The following is a 25,107-nucleotide window of genomic DNA, read 5'->3' on the forward strand; positions in this document are numbered from 1 at the left end:
AAACCACGATGGTTTTTTACAAAAAGCATAGCAATGAATATTGAACAAAATATAATAGAAAACGTAAATAAAGTATTAATCAAACTGTTTGGAGATCAGGATTTCCCTTCGATTCAATTACAAAAAACACGTAAAGAATTTGAAGGAGATTATACTGTAAATGTCTTTCCTCTTTTAAAGATTAGTCGTAAAAATCCAATGGAAACGGCTCAAATGATTGGAGAGGAAATGACCCAGATGGTTGATTTTATTGAATCTTTTGAGATTGTAAAAGGATTCCTGAATTTAAAAATCAGCAATTCATACTGGAACGATCTTTTCCAACAAATTGCACAAACTGAAAACTGGGGATTTGCGCCAGATTCAGGAAGAACAGTAATGGTTGAGTATTCTTCACCGAATACGAATAAGCCGTTGCACTTAGGTCATTTAAGAAATAATTTCTTAGGGTATTCGGTAGCAGAAATTCTTAAAGCAAACGGACACCATGTAGTAAAAACACAGATCATCAACGATCGTGGAATTCACATTTGTAAATCCATGATCGCATGGCAACGTTTTGGAGATGGTGAAACACCGGAATCATCAGGACTTAAAGGAGATCATCTGGTAGGTAAATACTATGTGAAATTTGATCAGGAATACAAAAAGGAAATTGCTGATTTAGTAGCAAAAGGGGCAGAAGAGGAAGAAGCAAAGAAAAATGCACCAATTCTTAAGGCAGCACAAGAAATGCTGCAGCAATGGGAAGCAAAAGAGCCTGAAGTATATGCACTTTGGGAAAAAATGAACGGATGGGTTTATGCTGGGTTTGAAACAACCTATAAATCAATGGGAGTTGATTTTGATAAACTTTATTATGAGTCAGATACTTACCTGTATGGGAAAGACTTCGTAACAGAAGGATTGGAAAAAGGAATTTTCTATAAAAAAGAGGATGGTTCAGTTTGGATTGACTTAACAGCTGAAGGTCTAGATCATAAACTGGTTTTACGTGCAGATGGAACTGCGGTGTACATGACACAGGATATTGGTACAGCGATTCAGAGATACAAAGATTATCCAAATCTAAATCAACTGATATATACAGTAGGAAACGAACAGGATTATCACTTCAAAGTACTGTTTATCATTCTTCAAAAACTCGGATTTGATTGGGCCAAAGAATGCTATCATTTGTCTTATGGCATGGTGGAGCTTCCTCATGGTAAAATGAAGTCTAGAGAAGGAACAGTGGTCGATGCAGATGATTTGATGCAGGGCATGGTAGATGATGCTAAAAAGGCATCTGAAATTCATGGACATATTTCTGATCAGACCGAAGAAGAACAAAATGCACTAGCCGATAAGGTGGGTAAAGGTGCTTTAAAGTATTTCATTCTTAAAGTAGATCCGAAAAAGAAAATGTTGTTTGATCCGTCAGCATCTATTGATCTGAATGGGAACACTGCACCGTTTATTCAATATGCACATGCCAGAATTCAATCAATCATTCGCAGAGCTGGAGGTGTAGAACCAGTAAAAATATCAGAAGATCATCTGACCGAAAAAGAATTGGATTTGATCAAAACGATGAATGATTACCCATCAATCATTGCGGAAGCAGGGAAAAACTATAGCCCGGCTAACATCGCGAATTACATTTATGATTTGGTGAAAATGTATAATTCATTTTATCAATCTACCCCAATCTTCAACGAAGACAATGAACCTTTAACGCAATTCAGAGTTTTATTGTCCGATCAGGTCGGTAAGACGATTAAATCAGGTATGAAGCTTTTAGGTATTCAGGTACCTGACAGAATGTAGCCATTTTGAAGAAGCTATCGAAGTGAAACAGATGAACATCGAACGAAAACAATTATTATTGCAGCTATAAAATACATCCATGTTTAATAGATTACAAGAGAGATTAGAAAAGTCGTTTCAGACCCTAAAAGGTCAGGGGAGTATTACGGAAATTAACGTAGCTCAAACGATGAAGGAGATCCGTAGAGCGTTGCTGGATGCGGATGTGAATTATAAAATCGCGAAAGAGTTTACCAATACGGTAAAAGAAAAAGCTTTAGGTGCGGATGTACTGACGGCAATATCTCCTGGTCAGTTATTGACTAAGATTACCCATGATGAGTTAGCGAACTTGATGGGAGAAACCGTTGAAGAATTGGATTTAAGTGGAAATCCAGCGGTGATCTTGATGGCAGGACTTCAAGGTTCTGGTAAAACCACCCATTCAGGTAAATTGGCAAATTTCTTAAAAACCAAGAAGGGAAAGACTCCGTTATTGGTTGCTGCCGATGTTTACAGACCTGCAGCGATTGATCAGTTGCATGTGGTGGGAGAGCAAATTGGTGTGGATGTATATTCTAACAAAGAAGAAAAAGATCCGGTAAAAATTGCTGAAGCAGGTATTGCCCATGCAAAAAGTAATGGACAAAATGTGGTAATTGTTGATACCGCTGGTCGTTTGGCTGTTGATGAGCAAATGATGCAGGAAATTGCTGCTATTAAAAATAGCATCAATCCGAAAGAAACTTTGTTTGTCGTGGATGCCATGACCGGTCAGGATGCGGTAAATACTGCAAAAGAGTTTAATGATAGATTAAACTTTGATGGGGTAATTCTTACCAAATTAGATGGTGATGCTCGTGGTGGTGCCGCTTTATCGATTCGTCACGTTGTTAAGAAACCAATTAAGTTTATTGGTACCGGTGAGAAAATGGAAGCGTTGGATATTTTCTATCCGGAACGTATGGCCGACCGTATTCTCGGTATGGGGGACGTGGTTTCCTTAGTAGAGCGTGTTCAGGATCAATTTGATGAAGAGCAGGCCCGTAAGCTTCAAAAGAAAATTGCGAAGAACCAGTTTAACTTTGATGATTTTCTACAACAAATTCAACAAATCCAGAAAATGGGTAATGTGAAGGATTTGATGGGAATGTTGCCAGGTATGGGGAAAGCAATGAAGAATATTGACATTGAGGATGATGCTTTTAAACATATTGAAGCAATTATCTATTCAATGACACCTAAAGAAAGACAACAGCCACAGATCATTAATGGTTCACGTAAAAAACGAATCGCAAAAGGAAGTGGAAGAGATGTTCAGGAAGTGAATCAGTTGATGAAACAATTCAACGATACCAAGAAAATGATGAAACTGATGAACAATAAGTCTGCGATGGCCAATATGATGAAACATTTGGGTGGAATGCCAGGAATGGGACAATAATAGCAATCAAAACGAAATTTAACTAAACAGAATAACGAAATGACTTTATTAGACGGAAAGAAAACTTCTAACGAGATTAAAGAAGAGTTAGCCATTGAGGTAGCTAAGATTAAAGCAGAAGGAGGAAAAGTACCTCATTTAGCAGCAATATTAGTTGGAGATAATGGAGCAAGTATCACTTATGTGAATGCTAAAGTGAAAGCTTGTGAAAAAGTTGGTTTCGGTTCTAGTTTAATTAAAATGCCTGTCGAAACAACTCAAGAAGAATTGTTGGCTAAGATCGAAGAGTTAAACAATGATGATGTGATTGACGGATTTATTGTGCAGTTGCCATTACCGGATCATATCGATGAAGAAACCGTTTTAAATGCTGTTTCTCCTATCAAAGATGTGGATGGATTTCATCCGGCAAACTTTGGTAAAGTAGCTTTAGGGTTGCCTTCATTTATTCCGGCAACACCAAACGGAATTTTAGAATTGTTGAAACGCTACAATGTAGAGACTTCAGGAAAGCATTGCGTGGTTGTTGGAAGAAGTCATATCGTAGGATTACCGATGTCCATTTTAATGGGACAAAACAATTATCCGGGTAACTGTACGGTAACTTTAACGCATTCCAGAACAAAGAATCTGGCAGAGATTACTAAAACTGCAGATATCCTTATTGTCGCGTTAGGTAAGCCTGAGTTTGTAACTGGTGATATGGTAAAAGAAGGCGTAACGGTGATTGATGTAGGTATCACACGGGTGAAAGATGAAACGAAAAAATCAGGTTTCCGTTTATTGGGAGATGTTCATTTCGATTCAGTAGCACCAAAGTCTGAGTTCATCACTCCGGTTCCAGGAGGTGTAGGACCAATGACAATTGCATCATTAATGCAAAACACTTTAAAAGCCATTGACTTGAAGTAAGAATCAAAAGATAATAATAGGAAAACCGATATTAGCGTATCGGTTTTTTTGTGGAATAAATTAAGGATAAAATGAAAGGTTTAATAATACATGGTAGTTCAAGAAAAGATGGCAACACGAGTTTAGCGATTGAAGAATTGAGAGGACTTTGGAGCTCTGATAGAATAGATTTAGTAGATTATGCAATTGCCCAATATGATTATGAACATCAATATAACGATGATGACTTTATAGCGTTGATGCGTCAAATCGTAGAATACGATGTGATCGTTTTTGCCACACCGGTATATTGGTACGCCATGAGCGGAGTAATGAAGACCTTTTTTGATCGAATCACAGATTGTTTAAAGGTTGAAAAAGAACTGGGACGGAAACTCAGAGGTAAAAAAATGGCTGCAATATCGTGTGGCTCAGAATCAGGAGAAGTATTTGGGTTCTTTTATCCATTTGAAAGTAGTGCTGATTATTTAGGAATGGATTATTTAGGACATACACATACCTGGGTTTCTGATACGGAGTTGACTGATGAGGTGAAAGAAATTATTGCAGAGTTTAAAAATAAACTTGAAGTTTAACCCTATCTAAAATTGAGATTAAAGTTTATGAAAAAGTGGATATTATTCGTTCTATTATTTGGACTTGGGACACTGAAAGCGCAACAAGCCATGTATGAGATTTGTCCGATTAAAAATTCTGAAAGGATTCCGGATGTTGAGGTATTGGATCAAAATGGAGAGTCAGTTAATTTAAAACAATATATTGGAGAGAGGCCAGTGGTGGTGGTTTTCTACCGTGGCGGTTGGTGTCCATTTTGCATGCGTCATTTGGCAGCTTTACAGGAAGTACATGGAAAGATTAAAAAAATGGGATTTGAACTCATAGCCGTCACACCAGATGATTTTATTCACTTTGATACGACCATTGCAAAAAGTGGAGGTATTGATTACAAATTGTTTTCTGATAAGAATATAAATGCTATTAACGGATTTGGAATTGGATGGAAGATTGATGATGAATTATATCTGAAATATAGAAATGAATATCATATGGATACCGAATGGTGGACCAGTTCAATTCATCACGTATTACCGGTACCTGCAGTATTTGTGATCAAATATGGTATTGTTCAATATCAGCATGTAGATCCGAAGTATTCACAAAGATTGTCACCAGATATCCTAATTAGTTTCTTAAAGGCCGTACAGGAGAAGTAAGTTTAAATTAGGAATACAACCTTGAAACCAAAGTTTAAGTATATCTTGTCAGATGTTATAAAATTCGGGATAAAATGCGATATATAGGGTTTTTATTGTTTCTGTTTTCATTGCACGCGGTGGCACAAAATCCACATCTGGAAGCTTTTGCTCCCCTGGTGAATAAAACCTGGAAGGCGGAAGGAAAATGGAGTAATGGAAGTAAATTTATACAAGAAGTAAGTTTTAAATATGACTTACAGAAAAACGTTGTGGTTACGAACTCCAAAGGGTTTATCGACTACTCTCAAACGAAATTAGGAAATCGGAATCATGGTGTACGTATGTGGGTCAATGAAGCCAAAGCAATAAAGTTTTGGGAGTTTGATGTCTTTGGTGGAGTTACCAAAGGTACCGTGACTACTGAGAATAAGAATTTCGTTTATACCTACGATTATGGTGGTACAATAGTCACTGATATGTGGGAATACGTTGATGAGAATACATACAGATTTGTGGTGGGTGTATTTAAGGATGGAAAATGGGAGAGCATTTATCTAGATACACAGTTTAAAGCCGTACAGTAAGAATATTAATAATGCCAAAAAGCTTTTATTTCATAATGATTTGTCTTTTCACTTATGCTTGTGAAGGGTATGAAGTTAAAAATGGACAGGTATATTATAAAGATTGGAATGAGGCGCATGGAACACGAGAAAATATAATTTCGAAAGCAGATGCGCAGACTTTTGAAATACTGGGAAATGAAGCCTATGCGCGAGATAAGAATTATGTGTTTTACCATGGGCAAATTATTCATGGAGCCGATCCGGAATCGTTTGAACCTTTAGAAGGGCTATTTGCCATAGATAAAGAACGCGCGTATTATTCAGGAGATTCGATAGAAGGAGCAAGTAGCCGGGATTTTAAAGTTTTAGAAAGTGGATATTCTGCCGACTATAAAGACATATACCTGCAAAGAAAACCATTGCACGTATGTTCTGTAGAAGGTTTTAAATTCATTGAAGCCACAGATGATAAGAGGTTTTTCACCAGATGGTCTACTGATGGATGTCATTACTTTTATTTAGAATATAAAGTACCTTCGGACGATTATGAAAAGATAAAAATTTATCCAAAAGGAGAAGGGTTTTCAACTGATGGTACGTATATCTACTTCTGTGGAAGAAATATAATGTTTAACAAAGAAGGAGAACGAATACTAGATACGGTGGATCTCGCTACTTTTGAAGTGGATGGTATTGATTGTAGAGATAAGTTTGGATGTATCAATGTTTTCCATGGAAGAGAATTCTGCGAATAAATATGAATTTAAATCAAATCACTATACCATCTGTTGATGTAAATCGGGCAGTAGATTTTTATCAAAAACTAGGATTAGATTTAATAGTAAAATCTAATGATCATTATGCCAGATTTGTATGTCCTAATGGGAGTAGTACTTTTTCCATTCATGAAGTTTCTGAACTGAAAGAGGGAGAAGGAATTTACGTGTATTTCGAATGCGAAAATTTGGATGAAAAAGTTCGGGAGTTAAAAGCAAAAGGTGTTGAATTTGAGGAAGACCCTACCGATAGAAGTTGGCTTTGGAGAGAAGCCAGACTTAAAGATTTGGATGGGAATCAACTGATTTTATATTTTGCTGGAGAGAATAGATTAAATCCACCCTGGAGATTAAAAAATACTGAAATAAAAGGATGAAGATTTTACTGATCGAAGATGAAGCCAGTGTATCATCTTTTATAAAAAGAGGGCTTGAGGAAGAAGGGCATATTGTAACTCAGGCATTTGATGGTGTTACCGGAGTTAAACTGGCAGATGATTCGGAATTAGATTTAATTATTCTTGACGTTATCATGCCTGGAATGAATGGTATTGAAGTCTGTAATATCCTAAAAAATGAAAAGGAAATTCCAACACCGATCATTATGTTAACAGCTTTGGGAACAACGGACGACATAGTAACCGGGTTAGATATAGGAGCAGATGATTACTTAACCAAACCGTTCAAATTCAAAGAATTATTAGCCCGGATAAATGCACTAACCAGAAGACGAAAAAAATCAGAAAAAAAGGAAAACGAATATTTACAGGTTCAGGATTTGACTATGAATCTAGGCTCAAAAGAAGTATATCGAAATGGAATTCAAATTGAATTGACCGCCAGAGAATTTAAGCTATTAGAATACCTCCTTAAAAATAAGAATAGGGTGGTTTCACGAACCAGTATTCTGGAAAATGTATGGGAAGTAGATTTTGATTTGGGAACTAATGTGATTGATGTATACATCAATTACCTTCGGAAAAAAATCGAACAGGGTTTTGATTCCAAAATCATTAAAACGGTAATTGGAATGGGGTATATCATTAAGGATTAGATTATGCGGATCAGTACCAAATTATCCATTACATTTTCGATCATTGCAAGTGTCATTTTTGTGGTGTTTGGGATTCTATTATATTGGTTTTCATCTGATCATAGAAAAAATGATTTTCTGAAACGATTGAGAGAACGTGTGGAGATCACGGAGAAAATCTTTTTAGAAAAAGACTCCTTTTCTGATGAAGAGTTTGAAAAAATTAATGATCAGTTTTTACATACTTTACCACAAGAGACTGAAGAAGTGGTACCTATTGTTCATGGCCGGAAGCCTCAATTTAAATATGATTATCCCAAGGAAGTGGTCATCAGCTTAATCCGCAATGGGAATATAGAATTTGAGTGGGATGGAAATCAGGGCGTCAGTAAGCTATTTCATGTAAAAGGAAAGGATTATCTCATTATTGTAACAGCAAAAGATGAGGTAGGATTAGATTATTTGAAATACCTGCGAAACATTGTGGTATTGTTGGTCCTATTAGGGATTCCCATCATTTTTGCTTTAGGGTTTGAAGTGACAAAACGTGCTTTAAAACCCATTTCATTGAAAATTCAGAACGCGAATAAGATTAGTGCTTCGAGTTTACATTTAAGACTCAGTGTTTGGAATGAAAATGATGAACTTGGAGAATTGGCGATTTCCTTTAATAAGCTTTTGGATAGATTAGAATCTGCGTTTGAGGCGCAAAAGTCTTTTATCAATAATGCGTCTCATGAGCTAAGAAATCCGTTAACTGCCATTTTAGGAGAAGCAGAGTTGGCGGTAAGTAAATCCAGAACCAATGAAGAATATGTAGCGTCTCTCAAAGCAATACTAAACGAAGCAGAAATTTTGAATTCTACGGTGAATAATCTACTTCAACTATCAAAGATATCGGTTCAGGACATTGGGCTAACCTATAAGGAAGTAGAATTTGAAACATTCCTGGGTTCTGTGCGTGATAGTTATGAGTTCATCAATCCAGAACATCAGTTAAAATTAGATATAGAAGAAGTTAAAGACAATAAGATTCTATGTAATCAAAACCTGCTCAAGACTGCATTGATCAATATTTGGGACAATGCATGTAAATTTTCTTCCAATAAACCGGTTGAGATAAATGCTCAGTTAGATAACGGATGTATCATCTTAAAAGTGGTTGATCAGGGAGTAGGAATTGAAGCTGAAGATTTAGATAAAATTGCAACCCCATTTTATCGAGGTAAGAATGTAATCAATGTAAAAGGATCAGGAGTGGGCTTGTCATTAAGTGCAAAAATCATTGAATTACATAAAGGGAAGTTATCAATAGATTCCCTTTTAAATGAGGGTACAACTGTTACCATTTCTATGCCTGTAATCTGAGATTAAGAAGATTCTAATCTGATTTTAATGTCAGATTAAGATGGTTCTAATATGATGTTTGGATTATTGTTATTAACCTATAAAAAATGTATACATGGAACAGACATCTATTCAAAATTCAGGATTATTTGCGCATATTAAACAAGACTTACCATCCAGTATTGTAGTCTTTTTCGTTGCTTTACCACTATGTTTGGGTATCGCATTAGCGAGTGGGGCCCCACTATTCTCAGGGTTAATTGCGGGTATTGTTGGAGGTATTGTAGTTGCAGCAATTAGTAATTCTTCACTAGGAGTTAGTGGACCGGCAGCAGGTCTTGCTGTAATCGTATTAACATCAATCAAATCTTTAGGTGGTTTTGACGATTTCTTGGTAGCTGTGATTATCGCTGGAGCAATTCAAATTGTTCTTGGATTATTGAGAGGTGGAGTTATAGGTTACTATTTCCCGTCTTCCGTAATTAAGGGGATGTTGGCGAGTATTGGGATAATCATTTTCCTAAAGCAAATTCCACATGCATTTGGGTATGATGCGGACTATGAAGGTGATATGGCTTTCCAACAAGCTGATGGAGAAAATACTTTTTCGGAGTTAATCAATATGTTGGACTATATAACTCCTGGAGCAGTAATTATTAGTGTGATATCTTTAACGATTCTGTTAGTTTGGGACAATTATTTATCTAAGAAGCATAACATTTTTAAGTTAGTCCAGGGTTCCTTAGTAGCCGTAGTTTCAGGTATTGTATATCAAGTTTTGGCTACAAAGTATTTTCCTGAATATGCAGTCTTAAAAGATCATTTAGTAGAAGTTCCTGTATCAAAAGACTTATCTAGTTTCTTAGGACAGTTTACATTACCTGATTTTGCCAGAGCTTTTGATAGTGATATATGGGTTGTTGCATTTACAATAGCAGTTGTAGCAAGTTTAGAGACACTTTTAAGTGTGGAAGCTACTGATAAATTAGACCCAAAGAAAAGAACAACAAATACCAATAGAGAGCTATTGGCTCAGGGAACAGGAAATATGATTTCGGGTTTAATCGGAGGTCTTCCAATTACACAGGTAATTGTTAGAAGTTCGGCTAATGTTCAGTCTGGAGGGCAAACAAAATTATCTGCAATCATGCATGGATTCTTCTTATTGATTTGTGTGGCATTTATACCAGACATTTTAAATATGATTCCATTAGCATCTCTGGCATGTGTACTTTTCATTGTAGGGTATAAGTTAGCGAAACCAAGTCTGTTCAAAAGAATGTATGAATTAGGTTGGAGCCAGTTTTTACCATTTATTGTGACCATTTTAGGTGTTGTATTTACAGACTTATTAAGAGGAATTGCTATGGGAGTAGTAGTAGCAGTAATTGTTTTGTTAAGAAACAGTCTTAAAAACTCTCACTTCTTACATCCTAAAACAACAGACAATGGAGAGCATAAAGTAAAAATGACTTTAGCGGAAGAAGTATCATTCTTAAATAAAGGCACAATCCTAAAAGAATTAAATAGTCTGCCTAAAGGAACTCATTTAGTTATTGATATGAGCCATTCTGTAAGTATTGATTATGATGTGTTAGAGATTATCGATAATTACAAGAGTACCGCTAAAAATAAAGGAGTAACTGTGGATCTGATCAATAGAGGAGACGAGCCAACAGCCGACTATTAAGCAATGGTCTTCGGACCTCATTGAAATCAAAGCTTTGAAAAAAGAGAATCAATATAAATCATACGATTATATGGTGCTTATGGATTTTTCTGAAGCATCATATATCGCTTTGAAGTATGCGATTTCAATGGCAAAGGTGCAAAATGCATGTATCCATATATTTCATGTGATTGATCAGGATGAGAAAATCGCAGATGAGAATCTGGATTCTTTGACACAGATTATCGAAAAAGAACGGAAGTCAGTCACTATTTTGCAATCTTCCATATGTGAGATGATTCATACTGAGGGGATTGAGACGAAATCTTTAGTAGAGTTTGGTGACCTTATATGGATGATTAAAGATCAAACACAGAAGATTAATCCAGATCTTGTTTTCGTAGGTAAAAAAGAAGGAAAAAATAAAAATGATAGTCGTTTAATTAAATATCTGCTAGACGATTACAAAGGTTCCATTTTGATTGTTCAAAAAGATCAACAATTTAAAGAGTCGTCACAAATTGTTTTAGGGTGTAGTAAGCGAACACTTAGATCTTGTAACATTGATTTTGCTTTGGAGTTGGGAAAGCTTACCCGCAAAGCTTTGCATGCATTTCATATACAGAAAAGCAATTTTTATTCTAAATCGGAAGGTTTATCTGATGAGTGGAAACAGCTTGAGAAAAATAACCCCGAGATAAAATGTACCTATCATAAAGGGGCGCAAATCATAGATGGAATGATCACTTTTATGCAACAAAATAAAAGTGATTTGGTATGCTTAGGGAGAGGTAAAAGAAGAGAATCTCTATGGAGTAAGGTCTTTGACTCTTCAGGTTATTTGGATCAATTAGTGGATCGGATCAATATTCCAATATTAGTTTTAGAAACTAACCCTGAAATGTAAAACAAGTTGTTTTGCCCTTATTTAGAAGCTTTCAAAGAGAATTTGCTGGAGATAAAGTAGCGAAAATTCCGCAATATATTTACATTCGCATATGCTTTCTCGAAAAACTAAATATGGATTAAAAGCACTGACCTACATTGCCCGACACCAGGAAAATGCTCCTGTGCAGATTTCTGTCATTGCTGAAAGTGAAAATATTTCGCATAAGTATTTAGAGAGTATTTTGTTGTCGCTTAAGAAAATGGGGTATGTAGGGTCCAAGAAGGGTAAAGGGGGAGGATACTACCTCCTAAAATCACCCGCTGAGATTGGTATGACTGATTTAATTCGAAATTTGGAAGGCCCAATTGCCATGTTACCATGTGTAAGTTTAAATTACTATGAAAAATGTGATGATTGCCCGGATGAAGATGCGTGTTCTGTGCATTTACTGATGATTCAGGTTAGAGATAGTACCTTAAAAGTCCTTGGAAATAATACCCTGGCAGACATTATTTAACATTTTACTGGATAATTAATTTCTAAATTATAGTTCACTAATGGATTTCGTATATACATTTGCATAATTATCCTAGTATTCCGATAGGGTAATAGTAATTTAAAAGAAAATCTGGGATGGGCATAATTCAATTGAAAGGTGAACAGCGTAATTATCAATCCGATAGCACATCTGAAAAACCAATCCGAAGTGTAGTAAAATCAATAAGTTGGCGTGTAGTAGGTACAGTGGATACAGTATTGATCTCCTGGTTGATTACGGGCACACTTACATTGGCATTTTCCATCGGTGCAGTGGAGTTGGTGACGAAGATGTTGTTGTATTTCTTTCATGAAAGAGTTTGGGCATCTATAAAATGGGGGAAGTCAAATGGATATTAATGAGGTTAACAAAGAATTAAATCAGAAATCTCCGACTGAGATTATACAGTGGGCTCTGGGTTTAAACAAAAAGTCTGTGGTGACAACAAATTTTAGACCTTACGAAGGCGCTATTTTGCATGCGGTTAGTAGAGTCAAAAATGATATCGATGTGATTTGGTGTGATACAGGTTATAATACTTCTTATACTTACAAACATGCAGATGAACTAATTAGAACCTTAAACTTAAATGTTCATATGTATGTCCCGCAACAAACTGAGGCTTATAGAAAAGCCTTGATGGGAATTCCGGAGGTGGATAGTGAAGAACATAAGGTATTTACAGACCAGGTGAAGTTAGAACCTTTTAGAAGAGCAATGGCCGTCCACCAACCTGAAGTTTGGTTTACCAATCTAAGAAAAAATCAAACTGCATTTAGAAATAGTATTGATGTGGTTTCTTTAAGTGCTGATGGAGTGATTAAAGTAAGCCCGTTTTACAATTATTCTGACGAAGAATTAGATGCGTATTTGGAAGCACATAATATTCCAAATGAAACAAGATATTACGATCCAACCAAAGTTTTGGAAAATAGAGAATGCGGGTTACACGCTTAAGCAAACAGGATGAAGGAAGTTTTAAGAGAGAATGCTTTAGAAAGTGAAGCAATTCATATACTTAGAGAAGTTATAGCGCAGTTTGAAAAACCAGTGTTATTATTCTCAGGTGGTAAGGACTCAATTACTCTCGTAAGATTGGCGCAAAAAGCGTTTTATCCAGCGAAGATACCATTTCCATTAATGCATATCGATACGGGGCATAATTTCCCGGAAACTATTGAATTTAGAGATCGATTGGTTGAAGAGTTGGGTGTTGAACTAATTGTAAGACATGTTCAGGACAATATTGATTCAGGAAAGGTAAAAGAAGAGTCAGGGAAATATGCAAGTAGAAATATGCTGCAAACGGAGACTTTATTAGATGCCATTGAAGAATTTGGATTTGATGCATGTATTGGAGGAGCCAGAAGAGATGAAGAAAAAGCAAGAGCCAAAGAGCGTGTGTTTTCTGTAAGAGATGATTTTGGTCAGTGGGATGAAAAGAATCAAAGACCGGAGGTATTCGATATGCTTAATGGTAGAATTGATTTAGGGCAAAATGTTCGTGTATTTCCAATTTCGAACTGGACCGAATTAGATGTGTGGAGTTATATAGAAAAAGAGAATATTGAGATACCTTCAATATACTTTGCGCATAAGAGATCTATTTTCTGGAGAGATGGTTTGATTTGGTCAGCTGAGGATGATGTGGTGTATAGAGAAGAAGATGAGACCGTGGAAGAACAGGTGGTTCGTTTTAGAACTGTTGGAGATATGAGTTGTACCGCAGCAGTATTATCAGAAGCATATACGATTACAGATGTTGTGAGTGAAATTAGAAGTTCAAGAATATCTGAGCGAGGAGCGAGAATTGATGATAAACGTTCTGAAGCGGCCATGGAGAAAAGAAAAAAGCAGGGTTATTTTTAATAAATAGTAGACGAAAACATGGAAGTATTAAAGATAGCTACTGCGGGTAGCGTAGATGATGGAAAAAGTACGTTGATCGGACGTATTTTATATGATACGAAATCGTTGACAGAGGATAAGCTGGAAGCCATTCAGCTAAGTAGTGCCCGAAAAGGTTTAGATTATTTAGATTTCTCATTGGCAACAGATGGGTTGGTAGCAGAAAGAGAACAGGGGATTACCATTGATGTGGCACATATCTATTTTTCAACGCCTCATAGAAGTTATATTATCGCTGATACACCAGGGCACATTGAGTATACTCGAAATATGGTGACGGGTGCTTCGACTTCTCAGGCTTCTATCATTTTGGTGGATGCTAGAAATGGAGTGATTGAGCAAACCGCAAGACACTTTTATATCAATAATTTACTTAGAATTAAGAATATAATTGTTGCGGTGAATAAAATGGATTTGGTAGATTTTTCAGAGGATAAATTCAATCAGATCAAAGAAGATATTAAGAAGCTGCAAAGTGCAGGTACGTATAAAAATCAACAAATTACTTTTATTCCAATAAGTGCTCTGCATGGAGATAATGTAGTGGAGTCTTCTGAAAGAATTTCATGGTATTCAGGAGAAACGTTGATGGACACTTTGGAAAATATGCAGGCAGAAGATATCTATGAGAAAGCTTCAGCAAGATTTCCAGTACAGACTGTGATTAGACCCAAAACGGAAGAATATCATGATTTCCGAGGATATGCAGGTAAACTATATGGAGCACATTTATCGGTAGGTGATGCTGTTCAGGTCTTACCTTCAGGTACAAAGTCTACAGTTAAGGAGATTCATTTTTTTGATGATGCGTATCAAAAGGCAAAAGCCGGAAGCTCGATTACCATCACTTTAGTGGATGATATTAATGTGAGTAGAGGTGATATGATAGTTAAAGATGGAGAGTTGCCTCAAGTGAGCAAAGAACTCAAAGCTACAGTGTGTTGGATGGATAAATCAGCGTTAAGAGTAGGAGGTAAATATCATCTTCAACATGGAGTACATACGGTATTAGCGAAAATAGGTGGAGTACAATTATTAGACGGAGCAAATTTTGCTAAGAATGATATTAATGATCAGACTTTGACATTAAACCAGATTGGAGAGGTCCAATTGAAGCTAAACCAACCGATATATTTTGATCGTTTTAGTGATAATAAAGAAAATGGTTCGTTTATTTTAATTGATGCGCAAACCAATACCACCGCTGGAGTAGGATTTATTAGTGGATAATAGATAGAAGCTTTATTTGTTTGAGTCCTAAATAAAGTTTCAGATAAAAAATCCAACTAACATCGTTAGTTGGATTTTTTTATGTTTTAAAACGAAAACCTACTTTTTAAGACGTGATGCCAAAAAAAACTGTAAAAACTATTTTTTTGATATTTTGGGTTTAAAGTGTTGATGTTGATATGTTTATAAGACTTTTTTAGCTTTTGGGGAATTACAAAAAATACGTATTTACCCTGATACCAAAAGTGCGAACGCCATAGTAAATTGCCGCGATTTTATTTGGTGTTGGAGTATCATAGAATAAGTATTTACCACACCATTAAATGAATTAAGAAATAACTGAACAGAACCGAACAAACCTGGTGTGACTATGACGGCACATGCATCTGATCTGAATAAAATACTCAGACATCTTAGAGACCACTATGATGATTCAGTCATGACAACGTTTTATGCGTTTTATGAATCTGGGTCGATCATTACGAATGCACAAAGAGAAAAACTGGAAAAATTACAGGAAAAACTAATAGCAGACCATAATGTCAAGATAATTTCAAACAAAGGCGTATATGGGCCGGAAGGTTTTCCATTTTTAAGCTTAACGCATCAGGGGTTTGATTTTATTCAATCTGGAGGATATAAATTTTATTCATCTATTTCGAACAACCAAAAAAGAGCAGAACGTTGGATTCGGATTCGGTTTTTATACATAATTCTTCTAGGTATGTTGGCCATTGGATTAGCTTATGTAGCTGTTCAGAAAATTCTTGAAATTAGAGAGTTAGAAAAGGAGAATGAATTATTAAAAAAGGAATTAAGAAGACAAGAATAAAACGTAAGTTATTTATTATTAAGTGACTATAAGAATGCCGCTGTAGGATACATGTATATTTTTTGATTTTTTTGATGTCACTAGTGTTTAAGGTGTAAGTGGTTGTTTATTAGTGCTATATGTGCTTAAATGCGTAAAGTCACCAATATAAAAAATACGTATTTACCCTGATACCAAAAACAAAATAAGATGTTTAATTTTAAGGCAGCGAAAAAGAACCGAATTAAAAGATTTGTTTTTAATATCTAAAAACTAGACTTTTATGAAAATGACAGGATTCGTTTTAAATAAATTTTCAGTCATTTAAACTTAAAACAACCAAACAAACATAACCATGGCGACAATTAATGAACTTACTGAAGACCAGTTTAAAAGTCTCTTAGACGAGTACTTTGCTCCGGCAAGTAAAAGGTCTAAAATGACTGATGCAGAGATTAAAGATTTAGCTCAAAGGCTCAATCAAAAGATAAACGTGCCTATTATCAATGAAACAGGAGAAGAGAAAATTCTAATCAAAATTGTGATTAAAATTGATCGCTTTTTATATGATAATCTTCCGAATGAATTTTATGATTTGGTAAGAAGTCTGGATAAAGGTATTGACGATGAGGAAGCCAAACGCTTAATCGTACGTCTATCTAAACTAGCCAATGAAAAAATAAATATTCCCTATTTACCTGAATCCGTTGAATATATAGCCATAAGGTTTGTAATAGGAGTTATTATCAACGCAGCAAGAAAGCAATGGGATATGAGCAAGTCTAAAGAAATGGCTTTGGATATGAATATTCCAGCGCATAAAGAAGCATCAGTTGTTGAATTAAACCACATGTTAGCTTAAAAAGATCACCTATGAAAGCACAATTATTTTTTGCAACAAATAGAAACCATCAGGGGAATGATAGGTGGAATCCAACGGGATATGGCCCAAAATTCAGTAGTGATGGACATTACAATTTGAGATTTGGAGAGTTGACATTAGATATAGATCAAAAGATTGTAGAAAAGCATTTGAACAAGAAATTCAAATCAGGAAGGGAAGGGGATGGAGAAAGTTTAGCTAATTATTTGACGAAACAAGCACGTCACGCTCATATTAAGGCTTACGAAGATCAAACCGGAAAAACAGATCAAGAAATTACATTTGATGATAATTCTTCTACACGTTTTTTCAAGGGTTTAAAAAACTACATGGATCAGACTTCGGATGTCCTGGTATATATGCATGGATTTAATGTGTCATGGGATGAGGCAGTAGGTGCAGCATTAGCTATGGAGTTTATGGTGAACCGTAACAATTCTGATGAGGATACAATGATCAAAGTAGTCTTGTTTTCCTGGCCATCAGATGGAAGTATGATGCCTTTTGCTGCGTACAAATCTGATAGAAGTGATGCACGGGATTCTGCGCAGTCCATTGCGAGAGGCATTTTAAAGTTGAGAGATTTTTTATATAAAATACATCGATCTTCAGATCAGGAATTACAACCATGTGGGCAATCCATTAGTTTATTGTGCCATTCCATGGGAAATTACGTATTACAGAATGCACTAAAGAAAATTATTGGATATTCTAACTCCAGACAAATGCCAAGAGTATTTGATAACCTCTTTATGTGTGCCCCGGATGTCAATGACAATGTTTTTGAACATGATCAACCAATGGCACAGATTCATGAATTGAGCAATCATATTAGCGTATATTATAATAATGGAGATACAGCAATGTATATCTCCGATTTTACTAAAGGAAATACCCAAAGATTAGGACACACAGGTACCGCACGACCACAACTCATACATAACAAAATACATCAAGTAGATTGTTCACCAATCGTAAAAGGACTGGTTGAGCATAGTTATTATTTATGGGCAACCGTGAATGATGATATTACCATGACCTTAAGAAATGTACCATTTGATGCGAAATCCAGAGAAAGAAAAAAGCTGGCGAATAGCAGAGAGTGGCAAATGGAATAAGGTTTAGGTCTATTTATAGACGAACGTTTAGTACCCGATTTAGTAGATCATGCCGGGTTTAGGTTAAATCATTAAACGTAAGTATTATGAGAAAAATTGTTATTATTAATCGCGCTCCTGAGTGGAATATGCGGATGGCTTCAGAAGCATTTACTGCAGGTTTTTTTGCACGTCTGGGTTATAAAATATCTAAGCCACATGGCATAGAGGACTCCCATTACAATTTCAAAATCACCTTAGATGAAAATGAAATTAACGTTGCTGTAAAAGGAAGTCAGGATGGTTTGTGGCGACTTACACAAGATTATGTGACTCGCGGTAAACGAGATTATATTAAAGCTGCAGAGCGTTGGTTTTCCAGATTTGGACCACATACTATATTTAGTCTGGTACAGTTCAAGGATGTGGAAAAACTGGATGCACCACGGATATATCTGGCAACTCCTAAAGAAATATTTGAACGTCTCAAAAACTCATCATCCGGTAAAGGTGGTTGTAACCTATATGAGAATAAAGTATGGGTGAAGAAGGCCTCAGGATATGGAACTACAGATAAGGTTCCGGAAAACTGGATGATGACTGAGAGTAGGATTAAAAGTTTATGTAAATCTGCTTCGTTATTATTAGAAAAACAAAACGCATAATACCAATTTAAAGGTATTTGAAAATGATCAATTAACTTCTAATATTGGGATTTCGTGAAAGGAACAATAATCAACCAATATCAAACCAGATGAAGTTATCTGAATTTACCGAAGAAGATTTAAAAGAATTAGCTAAACAATTAAGCCAGCCTACTGGAGATATTGGTGTGAAGGTAGCCAATACCATGAATGAAACCAATATATCCATGACATTAAATGCGATAGGTCATTTGGATGTACAAAAAGGCATGCAGGTTTTGGAGATTGGTCATGGAAATTGTCGACATTTGCCCGAAGTGCTTAACCAGGCAGAAGCAATCCGATATTTTGGATTGGAAATATCGGATTTAATGTATGCCGAAGCTCAGGAAATCAACATCCAATTTATAAAACAAGGGAAAGCGGAATATCATTTATACGATGGGCAAACGATTCCTTTTGAATCGGATACTTTCCAAAGAATATTCTCAGTGAATACGATATACTTTTGGCAGAACCCAGTGGCTTTCTTTAAAGAAATATATAGAGTATTAAAACTCGAAGGTAAGGTCTGCATTTGCTTTGTCCATAAAGAATCAATGAAGACGTTACCGTTTACCAAATGGGGGTTCGAGTTTTATGATCAGGACAAAATCAAAAATCTAATTGACCAAACGCAATTTGAGATTGAAGCGATTCCAGGTTTTGAAGAACAAGTAACTTCAAAAGTTGGTGAAAAGGTAAGTCGTAGATTTAATACTTTGATCTTAAGAAAGCGTTAGATCATAATTTTCCAAAAGTTGCCGTATTTCTGGGGGACTTTTTCGATAACCCCATTTGAAACCAGTACTTCTAAGTTTTTTTCAGTTTCATGATCAGATTGAGACAATACAAAAGCAATTTCCCTTGTAGCCATATAACTATATTTCTTCAATAGTTCCAGTTCGTTTAATTTGATTTTTTTAGGTTCAATGGTCTCTCCATAAACTTTTTCAAGTGCAGTGATGTAATTTTCGTAAGACGACATGCCTGAAATTTTGAGCCCGTTCCCTGTTTCATCAACAAAAATAAATGTTGGAAAACCACGTACACCAAGGTTTCTACCATCCTGAATTTCGGTATAAAAGGCCTGTGCTGTTAATGGATTATGATAATCCTGTAAAAATTGTGTAGAATCCCCACCACAATCGGTTACAGCTTTAATGAGGTGTACTTCTTTGGTGATATTTTTTTTCTCTAGAAAAACCATTTCACGTATTCTTCTTAAAAATTGTAAAGCCAATACATCACTTTGTTTTTGCATGGCTTTTACGGCAATGGACGGAGGATAAGAAGAGGATAGAGGATCTTGTAACCAAACATCACCGTCAATACTCATTCCCGAGTTTTGACCTACTTCGTCCCAGTGATGCGATACATCCGATGGTTTGGATATACCATTTGCTTTATCTGCAAAGCCTTCCCATCCTGGTAATAAACCTCCCATTTTATAGTCAACCTTTACAAAGTCACCATATTCTAATTTGAACTTCTTTAATGCTGGTTCGATAGCCCAACAGGCAGAGCAAATAGGATCAGTGTAATAGATCAGAGTTACTTTCTTTGTTTGCGGAATTTGAATTTCTTCTACGTGATTTTCAACTACGGTATCACAGGTACCTGTTTCTACATCACAGCTGTAAGATTTAGATTGATTTGTCATAGATTTAGTATTTGTTATCGTGGTATTACAAGCGCTATTAAACGTGAGTAGTAGGAGTACATAAATCCGAAAAATGTTCATCTATACATGTTTGTTACAAAACAATAATTTAGGTTTGTTTTATACAAGTAGTCATTTTTTTTAATCCTTAGGTCATTAAATCATACTTTTGTTGTTTTTCAAATAAATATAAGCTAAAATGATTAAAAATAAATGTCCAATGCGTGAAATTCTTAAGGTGATAGGTGGAAAATGGAAACCACTTATTCTTCAGGAATTGAATGGAGATATCAAGCGTTTTGGAGAATTTCAAAGGTCGATCCCGGAGATCACCAAGCAAATGCTCACCAAAAGTTTACGTGAGCTGGAAAGTGAGGGGATTGTGCATAGAAAAGTATATCCGGTGGTTCCACCGAAGGTAGAATACTCGTTAACAGAATCAGGCAAGTCATTAATTCCAATTTTAGAATTGATGGCTACATGGGGGCAGGATAGATTGTCTCAAAAATCAAATTAGATAAACAGATTAGAATTAAAGAAACGATGGAGAATCAAAACATTGAAATAATAAAGGATTTATATAAACATTTTGCGGCAGGAAATGGAGCAGAAATAGCCGCTATATTCGCTGAGAATATTGAATGGGTTCAAATGAAGGGCTTTCCGGGAGGAGGTCATTTTATTGGATTTAATGATATTGCAAATAATGTATTTAAGGGTTTTGGAAAAAACTGGACGGATTGGAAAGCATCAGTAGATGAGTTTGTTGATGCAGGAGCAGATGTATTTGTATTTGGTAAATATTCGGGAACATATAAGGATACTGGTAAATTTATGGAAGCTGAATTCGTTCATCGATATACCCTCATGGACGGGAAAGTGGAAAGGTTTAAGCAATATACTGATACAAAATTGGTTGCAGACGCAGTAAGCAGTTAAAAACAGGTATTTTCCTATTGGTTTAAAAACAGGTAAATTTTCGCTTACCGGGTGTCGAAATCATAAATAAATTGCATGTCATAATCAAAGTGATTGATATTTTCTAAGAATCTAAAAGCAGGAGTGAGCTATTTACATATTGGAAATTAAAATGATAGAATTACAAGAATTTACACCCTTAGATTTTGACACTTTTATATCCTGGATTAATAACGAGAAAGAGTTGTTTCAATTTGCCGGACCTATTTTTACTTTTCCATTGACGAGAGAACAATTAGAGAATTATCTGAAGATGGATGATTTGGTTCCTTTTAAAGTGGTATGGAAAGAAACGAATGAAGTTATAGGGCATTGCGAATTAAACTATCAGAAAGGACATTATAGGTTATCCAGAATTTTGATCGGTGATAAATCGTTTAGGGGGCAAAAAATCGGTGAGCAAATTGTGTTTAAAATGGCCGAGAAGTTTTTTGATGACCCAAAAGTCGATAAGGTTGATTTAAATGTTTTTGATTGGAATTTAGCAGCCATTAAATGTTATGAAAATGCGGGGTTTAAGATAAACCCGTTTTATATACGAACGATGCGTGTGACAGGAGATACGTGGGTTAGACTCAATATGGATCTTACTAGAGAAAGATGGAATTCATTAAAAAGCAATTCTTAAATTAGAGCGTATCCAACCAGTTTGAAATAGCTTTAAAACTTTCTTCAGGTTGTTCCACCCATGGGAAATGACCAGATTTAGGAAGTAATACTAAAGTCGAGTTTGGTAATTGAGCATCTAGCTTTTTTGCAAGCTTAGGAGGATTGTTGGAATCAAATTCACCCTGTAATATAAATGTTGGACATTGAATTTCGTGATAGCGGTTTTGATAGGAATGAACTCTGTCAAATAACTTTTGGCGTTCCTCTGATGTTGAAAATGGCGATTGACCATTTATAGTTTTACGTCTGCCAGTTTGAGAAATAAGGTTATAAATGGGAATGACCTTTTGCGCACTAGCGGAATCATAACACCACCATTTTATAGGGGCATATGTTAAATCACGACCATTAGAATCCGTTAGAGTTTGAAACTCGATACGATATTCCCAATCATTAACAACCTGATTAAACCACTGGTTTTGACGTCTTGTATTTTCAAATTCTCGCAGTTCATATAGTTCAGACGGGTTCTGTTCAACAAAATGAGTACCGCTCAGGATCAATCCTTGAATATGTCCCGGGTATTCAATGGCATATTCCATGGCAATTTCGCTTTGATCAGAGTGTCCAAAAATCCATATTTTATCTAATTCAAGGTGCTGTCTAAGTAGGTCAATTTCTTGAATCAAATGATCATATTCATAGTCAGTAACGTGCTTTGGTGCTTCAGATTTACCGGTTCCTCGCGGGTCATAATATATCATGGTAAATTGATCTTCTAATTCAGAGAGCGTTTTTTCGTATCCGATTTTACCCGAGTTTAAATGTCCGACAAACATGGCCGGACCGATACCTTTAATTACGTAGTGAATATCTAAAGAATCAATTTGGGTATGGAAGTTTCCCGATTGAAGTAAGGGATCATTGTTACAAGCATATATTCCCAACAAGAGTAATAAATAGTAAAATTTCATTGCGTAAGATCTGGAGTTACGAATTAAATAAAATCACAGGTTAAGCAAAAAAAATCGCTGGATTCAAATCTTAAATTTTACTAATTCTAGAAGTGTTTTTGATGAGCTAGTTGTAAGTATTTGGAATTTAGAGTCTAAATTCTCCGAATAGATGTTTTATTCCGTAATTCTTAAAATAGAAAATACGTGTTTATACGGATACCAAAAGTCACTTTTAGATTTTAGATTGCGAACCATAATTACTTATGTGTGATGCCAATTGACATTGGTTAGTTGGTGATTTAAGGCTGCCATTTCGTTTATCCTGCTCTTGTGTTCACAGATGGAGACGAAGGATGAAATTTGAAATAGTAGAATCAAAACAAAGTGATGAATTGCCCCACATCACTTTGTTTTTTTTATTTCTAAGGTTCTTGTCTTGTAGCTGCAATAACGATTTCTCTAATATTCACTCCCTGAGGTTGGTTGTATGCATACCACATGGTATCTGCAATATTTTGAGGAGAGAGTACACCTCCCATATCATCTTTCCATGATTTGTAATTGCTTTTGATATCATCTGAAGTTGTATGAGATAATAGTTCTGTTTCAACCGCTCCTGGTGCAATAGTTACCATTCTAATATTTGAAGAAGCAGCTTCTTCACGAGCGTTTTCTGTGATGGCATGGACTCCAAATTTTGTCCCGCAATAAGCAGCATGATTTGGAAAGGTTTTACGACCAGCAATGGAACTGGTATTTATGATCGTTCCATGTTTTCTGTTTTTCATTTGAGGTAAAACTGCTTGCATTCCGTTTAAAACACCAATAATGTTGACATCAAACATGGTTTTCCATTCTTCGGGATTTTGATTGGCAATGTCTCCCAAAAGCATCACACCCGCATTATTAATCATACAATCTACTGGGCCGAATTGTTCTTCGGCTTCTTTGATCGCTCGTTTTAATTCATCCATTTGTGTGACATCTACTTTTTTGCAAATGGTATTTGGGAGTTGAAGAGATTCGATTTTATCTATTCTTCTGGCCATAAGTAATAGAGGATGGCCGTTTTGAGAAAATAATTGAGCTGTTGCAGCTCCAATTCCGGAACTTGCACCAGTGATGGCGATTAATGGTTTATGTTGCGTATCCATAATTATTATTTTTGATAAAAGATTTGTAAGCTTTGATTTTACAAAGTTAGATTACCATTTTATGGTGGTGAAATACCAATTTTAAATGTTTATCATAATTAAAAATTATGGATGTTAGATTGCTGAGATTTTTTATTGCGGTATATGAGCAGAAAAATTTAACCCGAGCCGCAGATATATGTTTTGTATCTCAACCCAATATTTCTAATGGGATTAAGCAGCTTGAAGCAGAATTAGGAAAAACATTGTTTGATCGGCATAAAAGAGGTGTTGGAATCAGGCCAGAAGCCCATTATTTGTATCCCATAGCCAGACGACTGGTAGGAGAGATGAACGGATTGTCGCAAATATTTGCCGAGTCCACATACAAAAACAAAGTGATTATTGGTGTCGCAGATAGTTTACCGCAAGAGCATAAGCAGCAGTTTTTTAGAAAAGCTTCAAAATTGTTAGATACGATTGAGTGGGATATCCAGCCCATTAGTAGAGAATGCGAAATGAATTTATTGGTAAGAGAGTGGAAGTATGCCGAAGATTTATTTCTTCCACTATGGAAAGAAGATTACGTATTGTGTATTCCGGACGGACACCATTTGTTAGGTAAAGAGGTTATTGAATTATCCGATTTATCCAATGAACCATTTATTCATTGTCCACCTTGTGAAGCGCATCAGCAATGTTTATCCATTATCCAACCAGAAACAGGAGGATGGAATACCGTTGCTAATTGCGCCACAAAAACCGAAACATTGACCTGTTTAATGGCTGGATTGGGAATTACGTTTTTACCTGAAGGTTTTATTGATGGCTGGTATGGATTTGAGGTAAGACCATATAATGGACCAAGATATTTTCGCGAAGTAGGATTATCCTATCCAAGAAAAAGTTTGCGAAATACTGCGGTATCGGAATTAATCTCTTACTTTTCTAAAAATAAACTGAATAGCCAAAATTTTAGAAGCTTTGGAAATGGATAA

Annotated in this window: 29 protein-coding genes; 26 read left to right on the forward strand and 3 right to left on the reverse strand. The window is 35.7% G+C overall.

Annotated elements, in window-relative coordinates:
- Positions 1 to 33 precede the first annotated feature (33 nt).
- The 22 genes from KFE94_15150 (at position 34) to KFE94_15255 (ending at position 19,513) form a co-directional block, all read left to right on the forward strand.
- A complete protein-coding gene (locus KFE94_15150) occupies positions 34 to 1,809 on the forward strand; it encodes an arginine--tRNA ligase (protein UTW65975.1) in 1,776 nt (591 codons plus the stop codon).
- A gap of 79 nt (positions 1,810 to 1,888) precedes the next feature.
- On the forward strand, positions 1,889 to 3,232 hold the full coding sequence (gene ffh, locus KFE94_15155; GenBank protein UTW65976.1) for a signal recognition particle protein: 1,344 nt from the start codon (positions 1,889 to 1,891) through the stop codon (positions 3,230 to 3,232).
- A gap of 39 nt (positions 3,233 to 3,271) precedes the next feature.
- Entirely contained in the window at positions 3,272 to 4,144 is an 873-nt protein-coding gene (locus tag KFE94_15160) for a bifunctional 5,10-methylene-tetrahydrofolate dehydrogenase/5,10-methylene-tetrahydrofolate cyclohydrolase (protein ID UTW65977.1), read from the forward strand.
- Between the two features lie 71 nt (positions 4,145 to 4,215).
- Positions 4,216 to 4,719: an NAD(P)H-dependent oxidoreductase gene (locus tag KFE94_15165; protein UTW65978.1), complete on the forward strand. Its 504-nt coding sequence runs from the start codon at positions 4,216 to 4,218 to the stop codon at positions 4,717 to 4,719.
- Positions 4,720 to 4,746: 27 nt separating this feature from the next.
- The gene (locus KFE94_15170; protein UTW65979.1) at positions 4,747 to 5,358 is read left to right on the forward strand and encodes an AhpC/TSA family protein; all 612 of its coding nucleotides are present in this window, start codon (positions 4,747 to 4,749) and stop codon (positions 5,356 to 5,358) included.
- Positions 5,359 to 5,432: 74 nt separating this feature from the next.
- Positions 5,433 to 5,924, forward strand: a complete 492-nt coding sequence (locus tag KFE94_15175; protein ID UTW65980.1) for a hypothetical protein — start codon at positions 5,433 to 5,435, stop codon at positions 5,922 to 5,924.
- Between the two features lie 35 nt (positions 5,925 to 5,959).
- On the forward strand, positions 5,960 to 6,661 hold the full coding sequence (locus tag KFE94_15180) for a DKNYY domain-containing protein (GenBank protein UTW65981.1): 702 nt from the start codon (positions 5,960 to 5,962) through the stop codon (positions 6,659 to 6,661).
- Between the two features lie 2 nt (positions 6,662 to 6,663).
- Positions 6,664 to 7,059, forward strand: coding sequence for a VOC family protein (locus KFE94_15185; GenBank protein UTW65982.1), 396 nt, complete (start codon positions 6,664 to 6,666; stop codon positions 7,057 to 7,059).
- On the forward strand, positions 7,056 to 7,736 hold the full coding sequence (locus KFE94_15190; GenBank protein UTW65983.1) for a response regulator transcription factor: 681 nt from the start codon (positions 7,056 to 7,058) through the stop codon (positions 7,734 to 7,736). The genes KFE94_15185 and KFE94_15190 overlap by 4 nt, the downstream gene beginning before the upstream one ends.
- Positions 7,737 to 7,739: 3 nt before the next feature.
- Positions 7,740 to 9,083, forward strand: coding sequence for a HAMP domain-containing histidine kinase (locus tag KFE94_15195; GenBank protein UTW65984.1), 1,344 nt, complete (start codon positions 7,740 to 7,742; stop codon positions 9,081 to 9,083).
- 94 nt (positions 9,084 to 9,177) lie between these two features.
- Complete coding sequence (locus KFE94_15200; GenBank protein ID UTW65985.1) at positions 9,178 to 10,752, forward strand: SulP family inorganic anion transporter; 1,575 nt, start codon at positions 9,178 to 9,180, stop codon at positions 10,750 to 10,752.
- A gap of 34 nt (positions 10,753 to 10,786) precedes the next feature.
- A complete protein-coding gene (locus KFE94_15205; protein UTW65986.1) occupies positions 10,787 to 11,638 on the forward strand; it encodes a universal stress protein in 852 nt (283 codons plus the stop codon).
- Between the two features lie 91 nt (positions 11,639 to 11,729).
- Complete coding sequence (locus KFE94_15210) at positions 11,730 to 12,137, forward strand: Rrf2 family transcriptional regulator (GenBank protein ID UTW65987.1); 408 nt, start codon at positions 11,730 to 11,732, stop codon at positions 12,135 to 12,137.
- Positions 12,138 to 12,253: 116 nt separating this feature from the next.
- Positions 12,254 to 12,517: a DUF2061 domain-containing protein gene (locus tag KFE94_15215; GenBank protein UTW65988.1), complete on the forward strand. Its 264-nt coding sequence runs from the start codon at positions 12,254 to 12,256 to the stop codon at positions 12,515 to 12,517.
- A complete protein-coding gene (locus KFE94_15220; GenBank protein ID UTW65989.1) occupies positions 12,507 to 13,115 on the forward strand; it encodes a phosphoadenosine phosphosulfate reductase family protein in 609 nt (202 codons plus the stop codon). The genes KFE94_15215 and KFE94_15220 overlap by 11 nt, the downstream gene beginning before the upstream one ends.
- A gap of 9 nt (positions 13,116 to 13,124) precedes the next feature.
- Entirely contained in the window at positions 13,125 to 14,027 is a 903-nt protein-coding gene (gene cysD / locus KFE94_15225) for a sulfate adenylyltransferase subunit CysD (protein UTW65990.1), read from the forward strand.
- 18 nt (positions 14,028 to 14,045) lie between these two features.
- On the forward strand, positions 14,046 to 15,296 hold the full coding sequence (locus KFE94_15230) for a GTP-binding protein (protein UTW65991.1): 1,251 nt from the start codon (positions 14,046 to 14,048) through the stop codon (positions 15,294 to 15,296).
- A gap of 370 nt (positions 15,297 to 15,666) precedes the next feature.
- A complete protein-coding gene (locus KFE94_15235; protein ID UTW65992.1) occupies positions 15,667 to 16,128 on the forward strand; it encodes a hypothetical protein in 462 nt (153 codons plus the stop codon).
- Between the two features lie 334 nt (positions 16,129 to 16,462).
- Positions 16,463 to 16,969, forward strand: coding sequence for a hypothetical protein (locus KFE94_15240; protein UTW65993.1), 507 nt, complete (start codon positions 16,463 to 16,465; stop codon positions 16,967 to 16,969).
- A gap of 11 nt (positions 16,970 to 16,980) precedes the next feature.
- Positions 16,981 to 18,108: an alpha/beta hydrolase gene (locus KFE94_15245; protein ID UTW65994.1), complete on the forward strand. Its 1,128-nt coding sequence runs from the start codon at positions 16,981 to 16,983 to the stop codon at positions 18,106 to 18,108.
- A gap of 86 nt (positions 18,109 to 18,194) precedes the next feature.
- Complete coding sequence (locus KFE94_15250; GenBank protein ID UTW65995.1) at positions 18,195 to 18,752, forward strand: hypothetical protein; 558 nt, start codon at positions 18,195 to 18,197, stop codon at positions 18,750 to 18,752.
- A gap of 89 nt (positions 18,753 to 18,841) precedes the next feature.
- Positions 18,842 to 19,513: a class I SAM-dependent methyltransferase gene (locus KFE94_15255; protein ID UTW65996.1), complete on the forward strand. Its 672-nt coding sequence runs from the start codon at positions 18,842 to 18,844 to the stop codon at positions 19,511 to 19,513.
- Here KFE94_15255 and KFE94_15260 read toward each other — a convergent pair.
- On the reverse strand, positions 19,510 to 20,433 hold the full coding sequence (locus KFE94_15260) for a DsbA family protein (protein ID UTW65997.1): 924 nt from the start codon (positions 20,431 to 20,433) through the stop codon (positions 19,510 to 19,512). The two genes, KFE94_15255 and KFE94_15260, sit on opposite strands and share 4 nt — an antisense overlap.
- A gap of 199 nt (positions 20,434 to 20,632) precedes the next feature.
- On the opposite strand from KFE94_15260, the gene KFE94_15265 reads away from it, so the two are divergent.
- From KFE94_15265 to KFE94_15275, 3 genes are all read left to right on the forward strand, one after another.
- On the forward strand, positions 20,633 to 20,950 hold the full coding sequence (locus tag KFE94_15265) for a helix-turn-helix transcriptional regulator (GenBank protein UTW65998.1): 318 nt from the start codon (positions 20,633 to 20,635) through the stop codon (positions 20,948 to 20,950).
- A gap of 26 nt (positions 20,951 to 20,976) precedes the next feature.
- Positions 20,977 to 21,372 (forward strand): nuclear transport factor 2 family protein, encoded by a 396-nt coding sequence (locus tag KFE94_15270; protein ID UTW65999.1) that lies wholly within the window; start codon positions 20,977 to 20,979, stop codon positions 21,370 to 21,372.
- Between the two features lie 151 nt (positions 21,373 to 21,523).
- Positions 21,524 to 22,039: a GNAT family N-acetyltransferase gene (locus KFE94_15275; GenBank protein UTW66000.1), complete on the forward strand. Its 516-nt coding sequence runs from the start codon at positions 21,524 to 21,526 to the stop codon at positions 22,037 to 22,039.
- Position 22,040: 1 nt separating this feature from the next.
- Here the strand turns inward: KFE94_15275 and KFE94_15280 are convergent, their stop codons facing one another.
- Positions 22,041 to 22,994: an alpha/beta hydrolase gene (locus KFE94_15280; protein UTW66001.1), complete on the reverse strand. Its 954-nt coding sequence runs from the start codon at positions 22,992 to 22,994 to the stop codon at positions 22,041 to 22,043.
- Between the two features lie 404 nt (positions 22,995 to 23,398).
- Entirely contained in the window at positions 23,399 to 24,130 is a 732-nt protein-coding gene (locus KFE94_15285; GenBank protein UTW66002.1) for an SDR family oxidoreductase, read from the reverse strand.
- 107 nt (positions 24,131 to 24,237) lie between these two features.
- On the opposite strand from KFE94_15285, the gene KFE94_15290 reads away from it, so the two are divergent.
- Entirely contained in the window at positions 24,238 to 25,107 is an 870-nt protein-coding gene (locus KFE94_15290; GenBank protein ID UTW66003.1) for a LysR family transcriptional regulator, read from the forward strand.

Source organism: bacterium SCSIO 12643, from assembly GCA_024398135.1.
In the GTDB taxonomy this organism is placed as follows: domain Bacteria; phylum Bacteroidota; class Bacteroidia; order Flavobacteriales_G; family Salibacteraceae; genus CAJXZP01.